The organism is Mycobacteriales bacterium (assembly GCA_035995165.1).
Lineage (GTDB): Bacteria > Actinomycetota > Actinomycetes > Mycobacteriales > CADCTP01 > CADCTP01.
Genome location: DASYKU010000120.1, coordinates 17,207 through 36,136, shown reverse-complemented (window position 1 = coordinate 36,136; position 18,930 = coordinate 17,207). Strand labels below are relative to the sequence as shown.

Annotated in this window: 24 protein-coding genes and 1 tRNA gene; 17 read left to right on the top strand and 8 right to left on the bottom strand. The window is 73.9% G+C overall.

Annotation, left to right across the window (positions count from 1 at the left end; all coding sequences use genetic code 11):
- Positions 1 to 5 precede the first annotated feature (5 nt).
- The 7 genes from VGP36_20120 (at position 6) to VGP36_20090 (ending at position 3,509) form a co-directional block, all read left to right on the top strand.
- A complete protein-coding gene (locus VGP36_20120; GenBank protein ID HEV7657018.1) occupies positions 6 to 131 on the top strand; it encodes a DLW-39 family protein in 126 nt (41 codons plus the stop codon).
- A gap of 17 nt (positions 132 to 148) precedes the next feature.
- Positions 149 to 224: transfer RNA gene (locus VGP36_20115), tRNA-Ala, on the top strand.
- Between the two features lie 64 nt (positions 225 to 288).
- Positions 289 to 483 (top strand): hypothetical protein, encoded by a 195-nt coding sequence (locus tag VGP36_20110; protein ID HEV7657017.1) that lies wholly within the window; start codon positions 289 to 291, stop codon positions 481 to 483.
- 8 nt (positions 484 to 491) lie between these two features.
- Positions 492 to 1,049, top strand: a complete 558-nt coding sequence (locus tag VGP36_20105) for a histidine phosphatase family protein (protein ID HEV7657016.1) — start codon at positions 492 to 494, stop codon at positions 1,047 to 1,049.
- 8 nt (positions 1,050 to 1,057) lie between these two features.
- Positions 1,058 to 1,807, top strand: coding sequence for a putative protein N(5)-glutamine methyltransferase (locus tag VGP36_20100; GenBank protein ID HEV7657015.1), 750 nt, complete (start codon positions 1,058 to 1,060; stop codon positions 1,805 to 1,807).
- Between the two features lie 9 nt (positions 1,808 to 1,816).
- On the top strand, positions 1,817 to 2,221 hold the full coding sequence (locus VGP36_20095) for a VOC family protein (protein HEV7657014.1): 405 nt from the start codon (positions 1,817 to 1,819) through the stop codon (positions 2,219 to 2,221).
- Between the two features lie 40 nt (positions 2,222 to 2,261).
- A complete protein-coding gene (locus VGP36_20090; protein HEV7657013.1) occupies positions 2,262 to 3,509 on the top strand; it encodes an acyl-CoA thioester hydrolase/BAAT C-terminal domain-containing protein in 1,248 nt (415 codons plus the stop codon).
- Positions 3,510 to 3,527: 18 nt separating this feature from the next.
- Here the strand turns inward: VGP36_20090 and VGP36_20085 are convergent, their stop codons facing one another.
- Entirely contained in the window at positions 3,528 to 3,719 is a 192-nt protein-coding gene (locus VGP36_20085) for a hypothetical protein (protein ID HEV7657012.1), read from the bottom strand.
- A gap of 2 nt (positions 3,720 to 3,721) precedes the next feature.
- Here VGP36_20085 and VGP36_20080 point away from each other — a divergent pair, with 2 nt between their 5' ends.
- A complete protein-coding gene (locus VGP36_20080) occupies positions 3,722 to 4,282 on the top strand; it encodes an NUDIX domain-containing protein (GenBank protein HEV7657011.1) in 561 nt (186 codons plus the stop codon).
- Here the strand turns inward: VGP36_20080 and VGP36_20075 are convergent.
- The 3 genes from VGP36_20075 to VGP36_20065 are packed head-to-tail and all read right to left on the bottom strand — an operon-like array spanning position 4,279 to position 6,731.
- On the bottom strand, positions 4,279 to 5,016 hold the full coding sequence (locus VGP36_20075; GenBank protein ID HEV7657010.1) for a nucleotidyltransferase domain-containing protein: 738 nt from the start codon (positions 5,014 to 5,016) through the stop codon (positions 4,279 to 4,281). The two genes, VGP36_20080 and VGP36_20075, sit on opposite strands and share 4 nt — an antisense overlap.
- Positions 5,013 to 5,513, bottom strand: coding sequence for an AAA family ATPase (locus VGP36_20070; GenBank protein HEV7657009.1), 501 nt, complete (start codon positions 5,511 to 5,513; stop codon positions 5,013 to 5,015). Before VGP36_20070 ends, VGP36_20075 begins: the two co-directional genes overlap by 4 nt.
- Before the next feature lie 39 nt (positions 5,514 to 5,552).
- Complete coding sequence (locus tag VGP36_20065) at positions 5,553 to 6,731, bottom strand: winged helix DNA-binding domain-containing protein (protein ID HEV7657008.1); 1,179 nt, start codon at positions 6,729 to 6,731, stop codon at positions 5,553 to 5,555.
- 34 nt (positions 6,732 to 6,765) lie between these two features.
- Between VGP36_20065 and VGP36_20060 the strand changes: the two genes are divergently transcribed.
- From VGP36_20060 to VGP36_20040, 5 genes are all read left to right on the top strand, one after another.
- Entirely contained in the window at positions 6,766 to 7,218 is a 453-nt protein-coding gene (locus VGP36_20060) for a CrcB family protein (protein ID HEV7657007.1), read from the top strand.
- Entirely contained in the window at positions 7,215 to 7,565 is a 351-nt protein-coding gene (gene crcB, locus VGP36_20055) for a fluoride efflux transporter CrcB (GenBank protein ID HEV7657006.1), read from the top strand. Before VGP36_20060 ends, crcB begins: the two co-directional genes overlap by 4 nt.
- 33 nt (positions 7,566 to 7,598) lie before the next feature.
- Positions 7,599 to 8,144 carry a DUF2020 domain-containing protein gene (locus VGP36_20050; GenBank protein HEV7657005.1) on the top strand — a complete coding sequence of 182 codons (546 nt, stop codon included), beginning with the start codon at positions 7,599 to 7,601 and terminating at the stop codon, positions 8,142 to 8,144.
- 168 nt (positions 8,145 to 8,312) lie between these two features.
- The gene (locus VGP36_20045) at positions 8,313 to 8,837 is read left to right on the top strand and encodes a peptidylprolyl isomerase (GenBank protein HEV7657004.1); all 525 of its coding nucleotides are present in this window, start codon (positions 8,313 to 8,315) and stop codon (positions 8,835 to 8,837) included.
- Positions 8,838 to 8,843: 6 nt separating this feature from the next.
- Complete coding sequence (locus VGP36_20040) at positions 8,844 to 9,716, top strand: rhomboid family intramembrane serine protease (GenBank protein HEV7657003.1); 873 nt, start codon at positions 8,844 to 8,846, stop codon at positions 9,714 to 9,716.
- A 49-nt stretch (positions 9,717 to 9,765) separates the two neighbouring features.
- On the opposite strand, the gene VGP36_20035 is transcribed toward VGP36_20040, so the two are convergent.
- Both VGP36_20035 and crgA read right to left on the bottom strand, forming a co-directional pair.
- The gene (locus VGP36_20035) at positions 9,766 to 10,191 is read right to left on the bottom strand and encodes a PH domain-containing protein (GenBank protein HEV7657002.1); all 426 of its coding nucleotides are present in this window, start codon (positions 10,189 to 10,191) and stop codon (positions 9,766 to 9,768) included.
- Between the two features lie 257 nt (positions 10,192 to 10,448).
- Entirely contained in the window at positions 10,449 to 10,727 is a 279-nt protein-coding gene (crgA, locus tag VGP36_20030) for a cell division protein CrgA (protein HEV7657001.1), read from the bottom strand.
- A gap of 42 nt (positions 10,728 to 10,769) precedes the next feature.
- Here crgA and VGP36_20025 point away from each other — a divergent pair, with 42 nt between their 5' ends.
- The 4 genes from VGP36_20025 (at position 10,770) to VGP36_20010 (ending at position 15,407) form a co-directional block, all read left to right on the top strand.
- The gene (locus VGP36_20025) at positions 10,770 to 11,531 is read left to right on the top strand and encodes a DUF881 domain-containing protein (GenBank protein HEV7657000.1); all 762 of its coding nucleotides are present in this window, start codon (positions 10,770 to 10,772) and stop codon (positions 11,529 to 11,531) included.
- A 971-nt stretch (positions 11,532 to 12,502) separates the two neighbouring features.
- On the top strand, positions 12,503 to 14,575 hold the full coding sequence (locus VGP36_20020) for a class E sortase (GenBank protein ID HEV7656999.1): 2,073 nt from the start codon (positions 12,503 to 12,505) through the stop codon (positions 14,573 to 14,575).
- 13 nt (positions 14,576 to 14,588) lie between these two features.
- Positions 14,589 to 14,747 carry a hypothetical protein gene (locus VGP36_20015; GenBank protein ID HEV7656998.1) on the top strand — a complete coding sequence of 53 codons (159 nt, stop codon included), beginning with the start codon at positions 14,589 to 14,591 and terminating at the stop codon, positions 14,745 to 14,747.
- Between the two features lie 12 nt (positions 14,748 to 14,759).
- Positions 14,760 to 15,407 carry an aminodeoxychorismate/anthranilate synthase component II gene (locus tag VGP36_20010; GenBank protein HEV7656997.1) on the top strand — a complete coding sequence of 216 codons (648 nt, stop codon included), beginning with the start codon at positions 14,760 to 14,762 and terminating at the stop codon, positions 15,405 to 15,407.
- A gap of 139 nt (positions 15,408 to 15,546) precedes the next feature.
- Here the strand turns inward: VGP36_20010 and pknB are convergent, their stop codons facing one another.
- A complete protein-coding gene (pknB, locus tag VGP36_20005) occupies positions 15,547 to 17,313 on the bottom strand; it encodes a Stk1 family PASTA domain-containing Ser/Thr kinase (GenBank protein ID HEV7656996.1) in 1,767 nt (588 codons plus the stop codon).
- Entirely contained in the window at positions 17,310 to 18,929 is a 1,620-nt protein-coding gene (locus VGP36_20000; protein ID HEV7656995.1) for a protein kinase, read from the bottom strand. Before VGP36_20000 ends, pknB begins: the two co-directional genes overlap by 4 nt.
- Position 18,930: the final 1 nt, after the last annotated feature.

Genomic DNA, 18,930 nt, shown 5'->3' with positions numbered 1-18,930 from the left:
CACACGTGAAGAAGCTCGCCGTCCTCGCCGCAGCCGCCGCCGGCGGGTTCCTCTTCCTCAAGAAGCGCCGCTCGGCCAAGGCCGAGTCGGACCTGTGGGCCGAGGCGACCAGCACTCAGGACCTGCGCTAGTCCGCGGTCCCCGACCGGGGGACGTAGCTCAAGTGGCAGAGCACCGCCTTTGCAAGGCGGGGGTTGGGGGTTCGAGTCCCCCCGTCTCCACCAGCACGTCTGCCCTGCCGCTGCCCGTGAGGACTCCCCGGACGTCAGCAGCTCGTCAGCAGCGGCCGTGGCCGGCGAGCCGGTCGGCGGCGAAGTCCCGCAGCAGCACCCGCCGGCCAGCGTGCGGGTCGACGTAGTCGGCCCGCTGGTGCACCCGGGGGTCGGCACGTCGCGGCCGGAACACACCGCCCAGCGGGACGCGAGGACGATCCCGTTCCCGGCGGCAGCACGCCTCGACCGCACCGACCGGCGCGCCGCCTGACGCCGCCGGTGGTTCTCTGCCTGCGGCATGCGGAGTCCGAGAACGTGGTGGCGGGGGCGTCGGGGGCGCTGCCGGGGGCTCGCCTGACCGCGCGGGGGCGGGGCCAGGCGGCGGGGTTGCGGGGGTTGGAGGTCACCCGGGCATACGTGAGCGCGACCGTGCGGGCCCGGGAGACGGCGGCGCCGATCGGGGTGCCGGTGACCGAGCTCGGCGGGCTGGCAGAGGTCGGGATCGGTGCGCGGGAGGGGGAGGTCGACGCTCGTCTGCGGCGGGAGACCGCGGACGTCCTGCGGGCCTGGGTGGTGGACGGCTACCTGGACCGCCGGGTGGAGCCGGACGGCGAGACCGGGCACGACGTCCTCGCCCGGATGACCGCCGCGCTGGCGATCGTGGCGCGGGATCCGGGGCGACCGGTCGTGATCGGGCACGTCGCGAGCCTGACGCTGGCGCTGAGCGTCCTGTGCGGACTCGGCGCTGAAGTCTGGGGTACGCCGCTGCCGCACGCGGTCCCGTTCCCGCTGCGGTGGGACGGAACCCGCTGGCACTGCCCCCGCTGGCCCGCTTAGCCTGCGTCGTGCCCGACATCGTCACGACCCTGCGCAACGCCGGCTGTGTGTTCGCGGAGGACGAGGCGCGGCTGCTCACCGAGGCCGCGGGCGGACCGGCCGAGCTCGACCGGCTGGTGCGCAGGCGGGTCGAGGGCGTGCCGCTGGAACAGCTGCTGGGCTGGGCCGAGTTCGACGGGCTGCGGATCGTGGTCGAGCCGGGGGTGTTCGTACCGCGGCGGCGGACCGAGCTGCTGGTGACGACCGCCGCGGCGTACCGGCCCGGGACGATCGTCGAGCTCTGCTGCGGGTCGGGGGCGGTCGCGGCCGCGCTGACCGCCCGCCTCGGCCGGCCGGAGGTGCACGCCGCCGACGTCGATCCGGTCGCGGTGCACTGCGCCCGCCGCAACCTCCCGGCCGGGCACCTGTACGAGGGCGACCTGGACACGCCGCTCCCGCCCCGGCTGGAGCACCGGGTGGACGTGCTCGTCGCCAACGCTCCGTACGTGCCGACGGACGCGATCGCGCTCATGCCGCCCGAGGCCCGCGACCACGAGCCCCGGGTCGCCCTGGACGGCGGCGAGGACGGCCTCGACATCGCCCGCCGGGTCATGGCCGTCGCGCCGCGCTGGCTGGCGCCGGCCGGGGTCGTGCTGGTCGAGACCAGCACCCGGCAGTCGGAGCAGCTCGCCGCCGCGGCCGCCGGCGTCGGGCTGGCGCCGCGGATCGTGACCGACGAGGAGACCGGCGGGACCGCGGTCGTCGCCGCCCGGTCGTAGGGTGCCGGGATGAGCCTCACCGACGCGAGCGTGGAAGGGCGGCTGCCGGCGCGGGACCTGGACCGGGCCCGCCGGTGGTACGCGGAGAAGCTCGGGCTGGAGGCCGCCGAGGAGCGTCCGGGCGGCCTGCGCTACGTGCTCGCGTCCGGCGTGGTCTGCCTGTTCGCCGCGCAGGGCGGCTCGGAGGGGCTGTTCACCCAGCTCGCCCTCTACGTCGCGGACCTCGACGCGGAGATGGCCGCAATGCGCGCCCGCGGGGTCGTCTTCGAGGAGTACGAGGTCCCGGGACTGACCACAGTGGACGGTGTCGCCGACGTCGAGGGCAACTACCCGAGCAAGGGCCGGGGCGAGCGCGCCGCCTGGTTCCGCGACAGCGAGGGCAATCTCATCGGAATGGCCGAGCTGGTCCGGTAAGCCCAGGTTGGGGCACTGCCCCCGCGGGAACAGCACAAGGGTGATCCGTCGGTGGGCCCTCGTCGTCGTGCTGGCGACCGCGGCCTGCACGAGCGGTGGACCAGGCGCCACGATGACGATCAGTGCGCCGCGCCCGCTGGACCAGCCGGCGGACGTACGGCTGAGCGGTCTGCCGGCCGGCGCCACCACGACGGTCACCGCCTCCGCGACCGACGACCACGGTGTGCGCTGGTCGGCGCACGCCGACTTCCGGGCGGACGCGGGCGGCGTGGTCTCCCTGGCCCAGCGACCGGTCGGCGGCGACTACGACCGGGCCGATCCGATGGGCCTGGTCGAGTCGCTGGCCCCTGGTCGCGTGGGCGAACCCGTCTTCGCGACCACACAGTTCGGCGGCCCGGTCATGCTGGCCGCGACCGTCGACGGCCGGACCGTCGCCACCGGCACGCTGCGGCGGCTGGGCCCGGACCAGACGGGCGTGACCAGCACCGACCTCCGGCCGGCCACGGACACGATCTTCGGCACCCTCTACGAGCCGAAGGACACCAGCGCCCGGCATGCGGCCGTGGTGGTGTTCGGCGGGTCCGAGGGCGGGCTCGCCCGGTACATCCAACTGGAGGCGGCGGAGCTGGCCGAGCACGGGCATCCCGCGCTCGCCCTGGCCTACTTCGCCGAACCCGGGCTGCCGCCGACGCTGGACCGGATTCCGCTGGAGTACTTCACCAGGGCCCTGTCGATCCTGCGCGCCCGCCCCGGCGTCGACCCCACCCGCCTGTACGTCATGGGCGGTTCCCGCGGCGGCGAGGCCGCGCTGCTGCTGGCCGCGACGTACCCGAGCCAGATCCACGGCGTCGTCGGCCAGGTCCCGGCCAGCACGGTCAACGCCGCGTTCGTGATTCGGGCGGGCAGCAACCACTCGGCCTGGACGGTGCACGGCCGGGAGGTCCCGTTCACCCGCGCATTCCAGGCCCCGGCGGCGGCCGTCGACCCGGCGGCGGTGATCCCGGTCGAGCGGATCCGCGGGCCGATGCTGCTGACCTGCGGCGGTCAGGACACGGAGTGGCCGTCCTGCGCGAACGTCGACGACATCACCGGCCGGCTGGCCGCACACCACGTCCGGCCACCGGTGACGGTGCTGAAGTACTCGAGCGCCGGGCACTTCGCGACCACATTGCCACCGTACACGGTGTACTCACAGGCGGCGTTGACGGCGACCGGGGGCGAGGTCGCGGCGACACAGCAGTCCAATGTGGACTTCTGGGCACACCTGCTGCCGTTCCTGGGGCCGTGAGGAGTCCACTGTGGATGGTCAGTCGATCGGGCCCGGGCCAGGGTCGTCCCAGCCCATCCGGACGGTGCCGCAGCGGCGACACTCGTCGTAGAGCGCGCGGGCGCCGCCGACCTCGGGGTTGCGCCGGTGGGCCCACAGGTGCCGGCCGATCCGGCAGAGCAGCCAGGACCGGATGCGGTAGAGGTGCCGGACCAGTCGGTCGTCGATCACGTGTGCTCCCGGGCGACAGGACCTTCGACCCTGCCTCGGCAACCACCGGCGGTCAAGCCGGTCATGAAGCTAGAGTCACAATCGTGACGAACGAGAATTTTGCGCGGCGCTCAGCGCGAGTGATTCTCATCGACCCTGCCGGCAGGACGTTGTTGTTCCAGTCCGAGGACTTCTGGTTCACCCCGGGCGGTGGGATCGAGGCCGGCGAGACGACGGAGGAGGCGGCCGCGCGGGAGCTCTGGGAGGAGACCGGGCTGCGGATCGCGCCGGACCAGCTCGGTCCGCTCGTCGCCGAGACCTCGGGGTACGCCGATCTCGGCTGGGCCACCGGCATGTTCCACGACGCGTTCTACTTCCACCGGTCCCCGCCCGGGTTCGCGGTGGACACCAGCGGCTGGCAGCCGCTGGAGGCCTCGACCATGTCCGGTCACCGCTGGTGGACCGCGGACGAGGTCGACGCCTCGCACCGCAACGTCTTCCCGTTCGGGCTGGGGCCGTTGCTGCGGGACCTGCTGGCCGGCCGGATCCCGCCCGCGCCCATCAGCCTGCCCTGGCACCACTAGGGATGCCGGCCGAGCCAGTCGGCCAGCGCGACCAGATCCCCGGCGCCGTCGGGGTTCCCGCGGCCGGCGGCGAGCTCCACGGCGTTCGCGGCGACGTCCGTCCACTCGCGATGGTGCCGGGTGAGCAGCGCCGCGCCGGTGTCACGGTCGGTGCTCCAGGTCGCGTGCGATACCGACTCGACGGTGGCCACAGCCAGCAGCAGCCGGCGGGCGGCCTTGCGGGCGGCGACCGCGGGGTTCACCGCGTCGTCCACAATGGACCGTAGGGCCGGGACGACGTCGCCGTTGAAGCCGTCGGCCAGGGCCCGGGACGGCGTGCACGGCGCCAGGTCCGTACGGCGGTCGTAGCCGGTCAGCGGGACGCAGTAGTGCTTGAGGAAGCAGCGGTCGGCCGGCTCGGTGATCGAGTCCAGGGTGGCCCGGGCCAGCCCGACCTCCCGGACCGCCCCGCTGTGCCGTGTGGACAGTGCCGTCGCGGTGGCGCGGACCAGGTTGTCGTCCACAGTGGACGTCCACAGGGCCAGCAGGTCCAGGTCGGAGTCGGGCGGACGGGCCTGACCGGTGGCGACGCTGCCGTAGAGGTAGAGGCCGTCGAGCCGGTCGGCGAACGTCGCGGTCAGCGTGGACACGCAGTCGTCCAGGATCGGCCGGTAGACCGGCGCGACCTTCGCGAGCGCCGCGCCGGTGACGAGATACCCGTGGGCGTCGACGCCTTCCGCTGGGTCCCGCGTCACGCGGACCGGATCCGAGCCGCCACGGCCGGGATCTCGACCGGCCCGCTGGTGTCGACCTCGATCAGCGGGCCGACGCCGAGTGGGTGCACGGGGCTGCCCCAGAGCTCCTCCTCCGTACGGTCCCGGTCGAGGTGGCCGGCGTGCCGGCCGGCCCGGGCGTGGTAGCGCTCGCGGGTCAGCTCCCGGGACAGCACGGTCCGGACCTCGACCAGCCGGCCGGGCAGCTCGGCCAGCCGCGGCCGGGTGTAGTCGAACCAGGTGCTGTCGAGCACGGCCCCGGGGCAGCGGGTCGCGACCCGCAGCATCGCCAGCACCGCGGCCCGGCCCAGGCGCTGCGAGGCGGCCACGTCCGCCGGCGCGCCGAGCGCGTCGAGCAGGGCTTCCTTGATCTCGTCCTTGGCCAGCAGCGGCAGGCCCAGCTCCGTCGCCAGCGCGGCCGAGAGGGTGCTCTTGCCCGAGCCCGGCCACCCGCCGACGAGCACGAAGAGTGCATCCACGGCGTTCCTCCTACCCAGGGCGTGGACGCCGGCAGCGGCTCAGCTGACCAGCTCCTTCTCCAGCGGGGTGCGGAAGCGGGGGATGACGCGGACCGGGCCGAGCCAGTCCTGCAGGCGGGCGGCCTCGGCCTCGGCCGCGGCGACCGCCTCGGTCCCGGCGTCCTCCAGGAACCGGAGCACGACCTCGCCGGACCTGCACTGGGCCCAGCCGCCGACGACCCGCCCGTCCCACCAGAGCGTCGGACCGGCGTTGCCGTTGGTGTCGAACAGGGCCCTCGCGTGCTCGCCGAGGAACCAGCCGCGGTTCTGCCAGCCCATCGTGGTCGGGTCGAGCCCGGGCAGGAGCGTCGCGGACGGCGGCGGGGCCGGGATCGGGTCCAGGTCGTCGGCGAGCGCGATCCCGGGCTCGCCGGCCAGGTCGACCTCGACCGGGTTCAGTGCGGCCAGCGCAGCCCTGGTCTGGGCGACGGTCCAGCCGGCCCACCATCTGAGGTCGGCCACCGGCGCCGGCCCGAACGTCCGCAGCCAGGCCCGGGCCAGCATGACCTGGGCGTCGGCCACCGGCAGGTCGCCGTACAGGCCGGGGACCCAGTCGGCGGTGGCCGACCACCAGTACTGCCCGCCGGAGGTCCAGCTGCCGCGCGGGCGGCCGCGGACGACCCGGCCGTCGGCGGCCAGCAGCGGCAGGACCCGGGACGCGACGCTCTGCGAGGCCTCGTACGGCTTGCCGCGGGCGACGACGATCCGCTCGGCCAGCCCCGGCACGTCGGCCGAGAGCTCGGTCGACAGCGCCGACCCGCGGGCGCGCAGCGCGGTCAGCGTCGCCTCCTCGACCTCGGCCAGCCAGCGCCCGGGATCCGGGGTCACCTCGCCCTCGAGCAGGAACTTCTCCGTCGTACGCCGCTCCCGGGCCGCCACCGCCCGGGTGCAGGCGGCCTGCACGACCGGCGCCAGCTCGCGCGGGACCACGAAGACCGTCCGGCGCATGCCGAGCATCCGGATCAGCACCCGGTCGTCGTACAGCGCCTTCTCCAGCTCCGGCACCAGGTGCCCGGTGACCCGGGCCCAGGCCGAGAGGTAGACCGTCACCTGGTCGGTCGCATGCAGCGCGAGCAGGCCGCGGGTCGCGGTGACCACGTCCGGCGCGTGCGCGGCCGGGGCCAGGTGGTGCCGCACGGACAGCCGGGCCCGGCGCTCGTCGACCCCGATCCGGTGCACGGCCCGGAGCCTAGACAGGCCGTACGACAGAATCGTGGGTGTGCCGGAGGAGCCGATCGACCCGGACGTGGACCTCCCGACCCAGCGCCGGGAGCTGACCGCGCACCCGGCGGTGGTGCTGGCGACGATCGCGGCCGGCGGGGTGCTGGGAGCCGAGGCCCGGGCCGGGATCGCGCACCTGATGCCGACCCCGGCCGGCGGTTTCCCGGTCAGCACGCTGCTCATCAACGCAACCGGCTGCGTGCTCATCGGCGTGCTCATGGTGCTGGTGCTGGAGGCCAAGCGCGGGCACCCGCTGACGCGGCCGTTCCTCGGGGTCGGGGTGCTCGGCGGCTATACGACGTTCTCCGGGTACGCGGTGGATGCCCAGCGACTGCTGGCCGGCGGTCACGTCGCGACGGCGGTCACCGCGCTGGCGCTGACGCCGGTGCTGGCGTTGCTCGCGGTGACGGTCGCGGCCCGGGTGACCCGGAAGGCCTTGCTGTGACGGCGCTGCTGGTCGCGCTCGGGGCCGCGGTCGGGGCGCCGCTGCGATACCTGACCGACCGGGCCGTGCAGGGCCGGCTGGGGTCGCGGTTCCCGTGGGGAACGTTCCTGGTCAACGTCCTGGGCTGCTTCGTGCTGGGCGCGGTGGCCGGATCGGCGACGCTGCCGGCCGGGGTGGTCGCGCTGGTGGGGACCGGGTTCTGCGGTGCGCTCACGACGTACAGCACGTTCTCCTGGGAGTCGCTGCGGCTGGCCGAGGACGGGGAGTGGTGGCGATCGGCCGCGTACGTGCTGGGCAGCACGGTCGTCGGCCTCGGTGCCGCGGCCGGGGGATGGCTGCTGGTGTGACCGACCGCGGAGCGTGAACTAGGCTGCACGCCCGTGCGGACCGGTATCGTGATCGGGCTGGCCCTGGGGGTACTCCTCGCGGGCTGCGACACCGCGAGCCAGGACTCGGCCGCGCCGGTGCCGACCACCGTCGCGCCCACGACGGCGGCGCCGACGACCACCACCACGGCTGCGAAGCCGACGCCGACCCCGCCTTCGGTCACTGTCGACGGGCCCTGCCCGTACGCGGACACGGCCACGGTGATGGACATCATCGGACAGCACCTCGGCCGGACCACGGTCACGACGACCACGCCGCACCCGGGCTGCGCGTTCTACCGGCCCAACGCCGAGAAGGCGGTCGAGGTCACCGTGTCGGTGCTGGCCGGCGCGACCGCGGCCCAGGCGCAGGCCATCCGGATCGGCGGGAGCGGGGCCAACCCGGTGACCGGCGTCGGCGACGGCGGCACGGTCGCGATCGTCGCCGCGGGCGCCGTGCTGGCCGTGAGCAAGGGCGCGGCGCTGGTCGTCGTCCGGATCAACCAGCAGATCTCGCTGGAGGCGATCGAGCTGGCCAAGCTGGTGGTCGCGAAGATCTAGGGGGCCGGGCGGCGCGGCTTGGTGGCCAGGCCGACCGAGACGCCCAGCCAGACTCCGAGGGCCAGCGCGGCTCCCGCCACCAGCCCGCTGCGTACCGTCGATCTCCGGCTCACACCGCACCTCCCGCCCCGCTCCGGTCCCGTCCGGCGCGCGTGCAAGGATGACCGGGTGGCAAAGCTCACCGCGACCCTGCACACGACCGCCGGCGACATTGTCGTCCAGCTGTTCCCGGACCAGGCACCTGTGACGGTGCAGAACTTCGTCTCCCTGGCCGAGGGCAGCAAGGAGTGGCGCAACCCGGCCACCGGGCAGAAGTCCAACGAGCCGCTTTACAACGGCACGGTCTTCCACCGGGTGATCGAGGGCTTCATGATCCAGGGCGGGGACCCGCTGGGTTCCGGCCGTGGTGGCCCGGGTTACCAGTTCAAGGACGAGTTCCACCCCGACCTGCGGTTCGACCGTCCGTACCTGCTGGCGATGGCCAACGCGGGCCCCGGCACCAACGGCTCGCAGTTCTTCATCACCGCCGGCCCGACGCCGCACCTCAACCGGCGGCACACGATCTTCGGTGAGATCACCGACGCGGACAGCCGCGCGGTGGTCGACAAGATCGAGAAGACCCCGACCGACCACTCCGACCGGCCGCGCGAGGACGTGACGATCACGTCCGTCGACATCGAGCGCGCCGACTAGTTGCCGATGAGCGCGGAGCGGTCGCCCGCGACGGTCGCTCCGCGCTGCTATCGGCATCCGGACCGGGAGACCTGGGTCTCCTGCACCCGGTGCGAGCGGCCGATCTGCCCGGAGTGCCTGCGCCCGGCCTCGGTCGGCTTCCAGTGCCCGCAGTGCGTGGCCGAGGGCAACTCGTCCATGCGCAAGCCGCGCTCCCCGTACGGCGGGACGATCGCGGCGCGGCCCGGGCTGGCGTCCATCGCGCTCGGTCTGCTGAACGTCGTCGCGTTCATCGTCACCGCGTTGACCGCGCCCGGTGGTGTCACGGGGAACACCGGCTCGAAGCTGTTCGACGAGCTGGAGCTGGTGCCGCTGCGGGTCGCCGCCGACGGGCAGTACTGGCGGCTGCTCGGGGCCGCGTTCCTGCACATCGGGCTGCTGCACCTGGCCGGCAACATGCTCTCGCTGGCGATCGTCGGGCCGGCGCTGGAGCGGCTGCTGGGCTGGTGGCGGTTCCTGGCCCTCTACCTGCTGGCCGCGCTGGGCGGGTCGGTCGCGGTCTACCTGTTCGGCTCGCCGTTCGGGGCGGTCGCCGGGGCGTCCGGGGCGATCTTCGGGCTGTTCGCGGCGACGCTGGTCGTGGTGCGCAAGCTCGGGCTGGACGCGCGGTTCATGGTGCTCGCCGTCGCGCTGAACTTCGGGGTCAGCTTCGCGCCCGGCATCTCGCTGCTCGGGCACGTCGGCGGGTTCGTCGTGGGCGGGCTGCTGGCGCTGGCGATGACGTACGCGCCGGCGAAGTCGCGGACGCAGGTGCAGATCCTCGCCATGGGCGGGTTGCTGGCGATCATGGTCGCGCTGATCCTGATCCGTACCGACATGCTGCTCGCGCTGACGGGCTGAGTCTCGCGCCGACGGGCTGAGTCGCGCCTGCCGTCCGGCGGTGCTGCGGCTAGCCGGCTGCGTAGCGGATGCGGGCCAGGGTGTCGGCGACGTCGCGCGGGTCCGCGCCGAGGGTGCGCTTACCGAGGATGACCAGCAGCTCGCCGGATTCGAGCTCGAGCGTCCGGCTGGTGAGCCCGTAGCGGGTGTGCTCGTCGATCTCCACCCGCTGGATCGCCGACCAGGGCAGCCGGTGCCGGCTGATCAGCGTCCGGACCTGGACCCCGGTGGGGTCGGCGGCCAGGCGCGGCCGCAGCAGCAGGTCGGCGGCGGCGAGCACGAACAGGCCGAGCGCGGCCACGCCGAGCAGCAGGCGCCCGGCCGGGTCGGCCAGTGCCGCCAACAGGAGGATCGCCAGGCCGCCGAACAGGGCGAGGGCGGTCTCTCCCGGCCGGGGCGCCCAGGCCGCGGTCCGGGAGTCGGGAGCCGTGTCCATCGGCGGCCAGCCTAGTGGGTTGTCCCCAACCACCTGTGGACGCAGGCTGTGGACGACGGCTGACAGGGTGTCTCCGAGACGTGTCGACACAGCGTCCTGATCGGGCCGTATTGGGCACCTGACCTGCGGTTACGTCATGTCGACAAGTGGTCGGAACGGTTACCCCGCTCGCTGTCCCCGGTCGCGTCCACACCTGTGGACAAATCTGGGGACGAACAACACCGGTGTGATTATGCCGGTGGGCCGCGACGGCCGGGTCAACGCCAGCGAACGGCCATGAACAGGCCGCTCACCATGAGGCCGAAGCCGATGGCGAAGTTCCACGAGTTGAGGTCCCGCATGACCGGGATCTTCTCGCCGGCCAGGTAGAACACCGCGATGTACGCCAGCCCGACCACCATCAGGACCAGCATCGTCACCGGATACCAGGTGGGGCTGGGTCCCTTGCGCCGACTGACGGCGGCCCGGGACGGAGAGGGCAGCACATCCGTCGGGGGTGTGTACACAGCGCGCTTGCGAACCTTCGACTTGGGCACCTTCGACTCCTCCTGTGCTGCCTGCCACTAGCCTAGTCGCCGATGAGCGCCGGTCGAGGGTCGGGACGCGGCTCCCGGCGACCCGTCTGGCGGGTGCTGGTCCCGGTGATCGCCCTCGCCGCGGGTGTCCTGTTCGCGACCAGCGCCGAGACAGCCCAGGGTACGGACCTCCGCGCGGGCCGGCGGGTCGAGCTGACCCAGCTCATCTCGGCCCAGGAGAAGACGGTCAACGACGCCAGCGACCGGGTCGTCGCGCTGCAGAAACAGGTCGACGCGCTGGAGAAGGAGGCGGCGACCAAGGACGGCCGCGTCGGCACCGTCCGGACCCAGAGCCAGAAGCTGGAGACCCAGGTCGGGCTGCAGTCGCTGCGCGGCGGCGGCCTGAGCGTCAGCCTGAACGACGCGCCGCGGCGCCCGGACGGGTCGCTGCCGCCCAACGCCCGACCGGACGACGTGATCGTCCACCAGCAGGACGTGCAGTCCGTGGTGAACGCGCTGTGGGCCGGCGGCGCCGACGGGCTCGCCGTGATGGGGCAGCGGCTGATCACCACCGGCGCGGTCCGCTGTGTCGGAAACGTGCTGCTTCTTTACGGCCGGACGTACTCGCCGCCGTTCCAGGTCACCGCCGTGGGTGACCCGACCAGGTTACGGGCGGCCCTCGACATCGAACCCGGGGTCCGGCTCTACCGCGAGGCCGTGGACTATTTCGGTCTGGGCTACGAGGTGAAGGACGAGCGCGAGGTGACCCTTTCCGGGTACGACGGTCCGGTCCGGCTCGGCTACGCCGAGGCGGTGCCGGAGTGACGCTCTGGATGCCGCCTGAGTGGGTGGGCGGATCACCACCCCCATCGCCGTCCGGGTCCTCCACGGAGCCGGAGGCGCACGTGCCGACGCCGCGGACGCCCGAGCCGGAGGAGCCGGCCCGGGGGGCGCGGCAGCCGTACTCCTGGTTCTCGCCGCCGCGGACGCCGGAATCCGACCCGTCCGTGCCTCCGGATCCTGACACTTTCGGTAATGCTTCGTCACCGAGTGTGCGCGAGGAGCCTCCGGCCAGGCAGGATGGGGAGCGGCGGTCCGGTACGGCTCAGCGCGTACCGGGGGACGGGGACGCCGGGAGCGGGGCGGGGGACGTCACGAGCCAGGGTGCGGCGGCCGTGTCTCCCGCTGCGCCTGCGCCTTCTGCTGCTGGTTCTTCGGTGCCGCCGTTGCCGCGGCGGGTTCCGCAGGTGCCGCTACCGCCGTTCGGGGTGGCGGTGAGCCCGGGGGGCGCGTCGCTGTTCCAGCCGCCGAAGCGGCGGCCGCGGGTGGAGCGGTTGCGGGAGCCGGACGAGCCGCTGTCGAGTGCGCCGCGCTGGGCGCCGCATCCGCCGGTGCTACCGGCCCAGACCGCGCCGGTGCTGCCGGCCGGTCTCGCCCCGCCGCCGGCGCCCCTCGCGCCGCCCGTGTCGGCCGGCTCGGCCGATTTTGTTACGCCTCCAGCACCCTCCGCACCGTCGACATCTGCCGGGTCCGCCGGGCGGTCGACTGGTTCTGCTGCGCCCCGGGTACCGCCGTCGGCGTCGGACGGCGCTGCCGGGCCGACTGGTTTTACCGAGCCGACGGCTGAGGGGCTGTCCTCCGGCTCCGCGTCGGACCGGTTCGATGCGCCCGCTGCCCCGCCGGCACAGCGGTCCTCGCGGTTTGCTGCCCCGCCGACGCAGGCTGAGCCGGGGTCGACCGGCGGTGTACCGGCTGCCGGTGCCGACGGCTCGGGTGCGATCGGCTCGAGTGCGGCGGTGTCTGAGACTGGTGCGTCCGCGGGCGGGGCGTTGCCGCCGGTGTCGACGCCGTGGGCGCCGTCCGAGCGGCGGCCGGCCGACCCGTGGGCGTCGCCGCGGTCGGTGGACGAACCGGCGTCGGACGAGGCGGTGCCGCCGGCGGCCGCGTTCCGGGAAGAGACCGAGATCCCGCGGCGGCCCGCGGCCGGTGGGCTGATCGCCGGGTGGAACCGGCCGGAGGTCGAGCCCGCGCCGCGGCCGGGTCCGCCGGTCTGGCCGCCCGTGGCTCGCTCGGGCGACGAGGCTGGCCGGTCGGGAGCGCCACCGTGGCGTCCGGTGGAGCGCTCGGGTGACGAGGTTGCGCGGCCGGGGGTGCCGGGCTGGTCGCCGGTGGAGCGGTCCGATGACGAGACGAGCGCGCCGGTGGTGAGCGGGTGGGCGCAGGTGCTGCCGCCGGTCGACGGCGCGCAGGACCGTCCCGAGGAGCGGGGCGCGGCGGGGATCGACGAGGCGACGACATTCATGTCGCAGTGGGGACCGCCGCCGCTGGCGGTGCCGGACGAGCAGCGCCGCTCGGCGCCGCCCGAGCGCGGCTGGGGCAGCCCGGCGGCGCCGTCCCGGGCCGGTGCCGGCAGCACGGGCGCGAACCCGCACGATCCCGCACCGGTCGCGCCGCCCCGCGCCACCGGCCTCTGGACCCGCAGCGCACCCCCACCCCCGATCGCCGACTCCATCCCCGCCGATGCGACCGCGGACCCAACCCCGCGCCCCGCAGCGCACCGCACCGCACACCACGCGGAACCGTCAGCGGACCGCACCTCACGCTCCGCGGACCCCGCAGCGGACCGGACGTGGCGTCCGGTCGACCCGACCGCGGACCAGAGCCTTCCGGCGGTCGATCTCCCCGCGCGGCCCGCTCCGGAGGCGCCCGCTGCGCCGGGGGAGCCGCGGCCCGAGCAGGACGGTTCGACGGGGGTCGACCGGGTGGGCACGGACTGGACGGCCGGTCGGCCGGTCCGGTCGGAGGCCGACCAGGACGTCGCGGACCGGCGGGGGATGCAACGGGGGGACGGCGTGGAGGAACCGACCGAGGTCATCGGTCCGTTCGACATCGGGGCCTGGAGCCTGCAGGACCGGGACGGCGTCGCGGCGCCCGACCGGCGCCGGCAGCGCGGTCAGGACGTCCGGCCCGAGCGGATCGAGGAACGAGCCGAGGAACGCGTGCCGGCCGGCACCAGGGCCGGCGGAGGTGGTGGCGGCGGCGGCGAGCCACCGGACGAGGGCGGCGGTGGCGGCGGCCGTGGTGGTGGCGGAGGAGACAAGACGCCGCACCGGCACACGATCGGCGACCGGATCCGGACGTTCATCCGCGGCATCGGCCAGACCTTCCTGACCCTCGGCATGGTCCTGCTGCTGCTGGCCGCGTACGAGGTCTGGTTCACCAACCTGGTCAACCACCGCACCCAGCACCGGCTGACGACCGCGCTGGAGAAGCAGTGGGACGACGGCGACGACCCGACGGTCGCGGCCGGCCCGGCCAAGCCGGGCGAGAAGATCGCGTCGCTGCCGCTGGGTGACGCCTTCGCGTTGATCTACATGCCGGACTTCGGCACCGACTACGTCTACTCGGTCGTCGAGGGCACCGGCGTGAACGAGCTCAACGAGGGCCCCGGCCACTACGTCGGGACGCCGCTGCCGGGCGCGGTCGGCAACGTCGCGATCGCCGGGCACCGGGTCGGCAAGGGCTCGCCGTTCCTCAACCTGGACAAGCTCAAGGCCGGCTCCGCGATCGTGATCCGGACCAAGGACTACTGGTACACGTACCGGGTGCTGGGCGACACCCGGACCGGCGACCCGGAGAAGCTGACCTCGCTCGGCATCCCGGGCCGGGAGATCGTCGACCCCACGAACGTCGGGGTGATCGCGCCCGTGCCGGACAAGCCCGGGGCGCAGCCGACCCGCAGGATGCTCACGCTCACGACCTGCCATCCGAAGTTCTCGGCCCGGCAGCGGATGGTGGTCCACGCGATCCAGGACGGCGCGCCGTACCCGGTGAGCAAGGGTGCACCGCCGGCCATGTCGGGCAAGTAGGGGAGGGCAGGACGTGTACGTCTGGATCTGGCACAAGCTGCCCGGCGGTCTGCCCGGCAAGCTGATCGGCTCGGCCATACTGGTGGCGGCCGTGGTGGCGCTGCTGTTCCTGGTGGTGTTCCCGTACGTTGAGCCGCGGCTGCCGTTCAACGACGTGACCGTGGACCAGTAGGAGGTCGGGACGATGCGCGTTCTCGTCGTCGACAACTACGACAGCTTCGTCTACAACCTCGTGCACTACCTGGCCCAGCTGGGTGCGGAGACCGTGGTCCGGCGCAACGACGAGATGGCGCCGGAGGAGGTCGACGGCTTCGACGGCGTGCTCACCAGCCCCGGGCCGAGCACGCCGGAGTCGGCCGGGATCAGCGTGCCGATCGTGTCGGTGTGCGCGGAGCGGGGATTGCCGCTGCTCGGGGTCTGCCTGGGCCATCAGGCCATCGGTGTCGCGTTCGGCGCGACCGTGACCCGGGCGCCGGAGCTGCTGCACGGCAAGACCAGCGAGGTGTACCACAAGGGCGCCGGGGTGCTGGCCGGGCTGCCGGACCCGTTCATCGCGACCCGCTACCACTCGCTCGCGGTGGTCGAGGAGACGATGCCGCCCGAGCTCGAGGTGACCGGGCGGACCGCGTCGGGCGTGGTGATGGCGATGCGGCACACGACGCTGCCGATCGAGGGCGTGCAATTCCACCCCGAGTCTGTGCTCACCGAGTCCGGGCACGTCATGCTCGCGAACTGGCTGGCGACCTGCGGTGATCCGTCGGCCCGGGACAAGGCGCCGGCCCTGGCGGCCGAGATGGACGCGCTGCGCCACACCGCCTTCAGCGCGGTCTGAGACTCAGCCCAACCGCCGCGGTTTGAGCCTCGGCCCGGCGGCGCGGTCTGGGAACCGGCGCGGTCTGAGAACCGGCGCGGTCTGAGCCTCGCCTCGACGACACGACCGGCCGCCCCCGGAAGGGGCGGCCGGTTCGGCGTTACGGCGTTGCGCTGCCGGTGGGGGTGCCGGTCGGCGATCCGGTGGGTGACCCGGTCGGGCTCGGCGTCGGCGACGGGGTGGTCGGCGACGGTGTCGGCTTGGCCGCGGCGATGAACAGCGTGATCTGCTGGCTCTTCGGCACCGGCGTACCCGCGTTCGGGTCCGTACGGAAGACCGTGCCGGCTTCCTCGTCGTCCGGCGGCGGCTGGACCTGGCGGGTGATGTTCGTGTAGCCGGCCTGGTTGAGCTTGGTCGTGGCCGCCTCTTCGGAGAGCCCCTTCACGTCCGGCAGCGCGGTCTTGCCGGTGCTCACGTTGAGGGTGATCTTCTCGCCCTCGGTGACCTTCTGCCCGGCGCCCGGGTTGGTGCTGATCACCTGGTCGACCGGCGCGGCGCTGTCGACGTCGTGCCGGACCGGGATGAGGTTCTTGCCCCGCAGCGCGGTGACCGCGTCGTCGTACGACAGGCCCTTGTAGTCGTCCAGGGCGATCTGGGCCGGCCCGGCGCCGACCACGACCGAGACCGCTGCGCCCTTCTTGCGCCCGAGGCCGGCCGCGGGATCGGTGCTGAGCACCTGGCCCTTCTGCTGCGGGGTCGAGGAGGTGGTGGAGAAGTCCGGGACCAGGCCGGCGTCCTTGAGCGTGCGCTCGGCCGCGGCCTGCTGCTGCCCGACGACGTCGGGCACGGTGACGTCGTTGCCACCGCCGAGCAGCTGGATCGTGCCGAACGCGGCCCCGGCCAGCACGAGCAGGCAGACGACGGCGATCGCGACCCAGAACCAGGGGCTGCGCTTCGGCTTGGCCGGCCCGGTCGGCGGGCGGCCGTTGGCGGCGGTGCCGTACGCGGCCGCGCCGTACTGACCGGTGCGACCGCCACCCATGACGGTGGTGACCTCGTCCGCGGTCATCACCGGCTCGGCCTCGACCGGCCGGCCGTTGATCGCCCGGATCAGGTCGGCCCGCATCTCACCCGCGGACTGGTAGCGGTTGGCCGGGTTCTTCGCCATCGCCTTGAGCACGATCGCGTCCAGCTCGGGCGGCACGTCCGGGTTGAGCGAGGACGGCGGCGGCGCGTTCTCCCGGACGTGCTGGTACGCGACCGCGACCGGGGAGTCGCCGGTGAACGGAGGCGAGCCGGTGATCAGCTCGAACAGCAGCACGCCGGTCGAGTAGACGTCCGAGCGGGCGTCCACGTTCTCGCCCCGGGCCTGCTCGGGGGAGAGGTACTGCGCGGTGCCGATCACGGCCGCGGTCTGGGTCACGGTGGCCGCGTTGTCCGCGACCGCCCGGGCGATGCCGAAGTCCATCACCTTGACCGCGCCGGTCGGGGTGATCATGACGTTGCCCGGCTTCACGTCGCGGTGCACGATGCCGTTGCGGTGGGAGAAGTCCAGGGCGGCGCACACATCGGCGACGATCTCCATCGCCCGCCGCGGCATCAGCCGGCCCTCGATCTTCAGCACGTCGCGCAGGGTGCGGCCCTCGACGTACTCCATGACGATGTACGGCTGGTTGCCCAGCATGTCCTCTTCGCCGGTGTCGTAGACCGCGACGATCGCCGGGTGGTTCAGGGACGCGGCGGCCTGCGCCTCCCGGCGGAAGCGGGCCTGGAACGACGGGTCGCGGGCCAGGTCGGCCCGCAGCACCTTGACCGCGACCTCACGGCCGAGCCGGACGTCACGGCCGCGGTGCACCTCGGCCATGCCGCCGTATCCGAGGATCTCGCCGATCTCGTACCGCGATCCCAGCAGGCGTGGCGTCGTCATCGAACCCTCGTCGTCTTCGAACCCATTGAAACCTCAGTGTCCCAGTGTCGGCTGTACGTGGAGACGGCGGTGGTCCGCGGGCCGGCGGACTCGTCGTCGCCGCGCTCGGACATGATCACGGTGATCAGCCCGGCCAGGATCAGCGCGAGCAGGAGCACCAGCGCGATCCAGAGCGGGCGGCGGGTGCTTCGGCGCCGGGGCCGGTCACCCGGTGGGGCGGTGGACCAGCCGGTGGCGGGGGTCGGGGCCGGCGTCCAGTTCGGGTACGCCAGGGCCGGATTGGTTCCCCCGACCCCATCCGGACCGGCCCACTCACCCGCGCCGAACCCGCCCGGACCGCCGGTGTACCCGGCCGCCGGGGCACCCGAATACGCCGATCCCGCCGCAGGCCTACCCGCGCCGTTCTGGGGGCCGCCGAGCCCGGCAGCGCCGCTCTGCGGTCCGCCGGGTCCGGTTGCGCCGCCTTGGGGTCCGCCGGGTCCGGTTGCGCCGGGTCCGGTTGCGCCGGTTTGGGGGGCGCCGGTTTGGGGGGCGCCGGTTTGGGGGGCGCCGGTTTGAGGGGCGCCGGTTTGAGGGGCGCCGGCTTGGGGGGCGCCGCCTCGAGCGCCGCCGAGGCCGGTGGCGGCCGGGGGGCCACCGAGGCCGGTGGCACCGCTCTGGGGTGCGTAGGCCCGGCCGGGAGACGCCGGCGACTGCCGGCCCGGAACCGGCTGAGCCGGGGCCGGCCCGGGAGCGGGCGGCGGGTAGGGCGGCGGCGGGGCCGGGAACGGGGTGCGTCCCTCCTGCACGGCCCGGACCGCGTCCGCCAGCTCGCCCCCGTCGGCGAACCGCTGCCGCGGGTCCTTGGCCAGCGTCCGCATCACCAGCGCCTGCACCGGCCCCGGCACGTCCGGCGGCAGCGGCGGCGGCGCGTCCCGGATCTGCATCATCGCCACCGTGACCGGTGAGTCGGCCACGAACGGCAACCGCCCGGCCAGGCACTCGTACGCGACGACGCCCAGCGAGTACACGTCCGAGGGCGGCCCGACGACCCGCCCCTCGGCCTGCTCGGGGGAGAAGTACTGCGCGGTCCCGACGACCATCCCGTTCTGCGTCAGCGGCACCGCGTCCGCGGCCCGGGCGATCCCGAAGTCGGTGATCTTCACCGCGCCGTCCGACTTCCGGACGAGCAGGTTGCCCGGCTTCACGTCCCGGTGCACCATCCCGGCCCGGTGCGCCTCAGACAGCGCTAGCGCGGCCTGCCGGACGATCTCCAGCACCCGGATCGCCGGCAGCCGCCCGTCCCGGGCCAGCTGGGCCGAGAGCGGCTCCCCGTCGACGTACTCCATGACCAGGTACGCGACCGGGATGTCGTCGGACGCCCCGGTCACCTCGCCGTAGTCGAAGACGTTCGCGATGCCGTTGTGCTGCAGCGACGCGGTCGTACGGGCCTCGGTCCGGAACCGCTCCAGGAAGGTCTGGTCCTGGGTCAGCTCGCTCTTGAGCACCTTCACCGCGACCACCCGGTGCAGCACGGTGTCCTCGGCCCGCCAGACCTCGCCCATGCCGCCGATCGCGATCCGCCGGGTGAGCCGGTAGCGGTCGCCGAGCAGCGTGTCCTGGGCGAGGGAGTCCACC

Bases quoted from the DNA above. Each gene is read 5' to 3' on its own strand.
- VGP36_20010 (HEV7656997.1), top strand. From the start codon at position 14,760: ATGCGCGTTCTCGTCGTCGACAACTACGACAGCTTCGTCTACAACCTC.
- VGP36_20035 (HEV7657002.1), bottom strand. From the start codon at position 10,191: ATGGACACGGCTCCCGACTCCCGGACCGCGGCCTGGGCGCCCCGGCCG.
- VGP36_20095 (HEV7657014.1), top strand. From the start codon at position 1,817: ATGAGCCTCACCGACGCGAGCGTGGAAGGGCGGCTGCCGGCGCGGGAC.
- VGP36_20040 (HEV7657003.1), top strand. From the start codon at position 8,844: ATGAGCGCGGAGCGGTCGCCCGCGACGGTCGCTCCGCGCTGCTATCGG.
- pknB (HEV7656996.1), bottom strand. From the start codon at position 17,313: ATGACGACGCCACGCCTGCTGGGATCGCGGTACGAGATCGGCGAGATC.
- VGP36_20025 (HEV7657000.1), top strand. From the start codon at position 10,770: ATGAGCGCCGGTCGAGGGTCGGGACGCGGCTCCCGGCGACCCGTCTGG.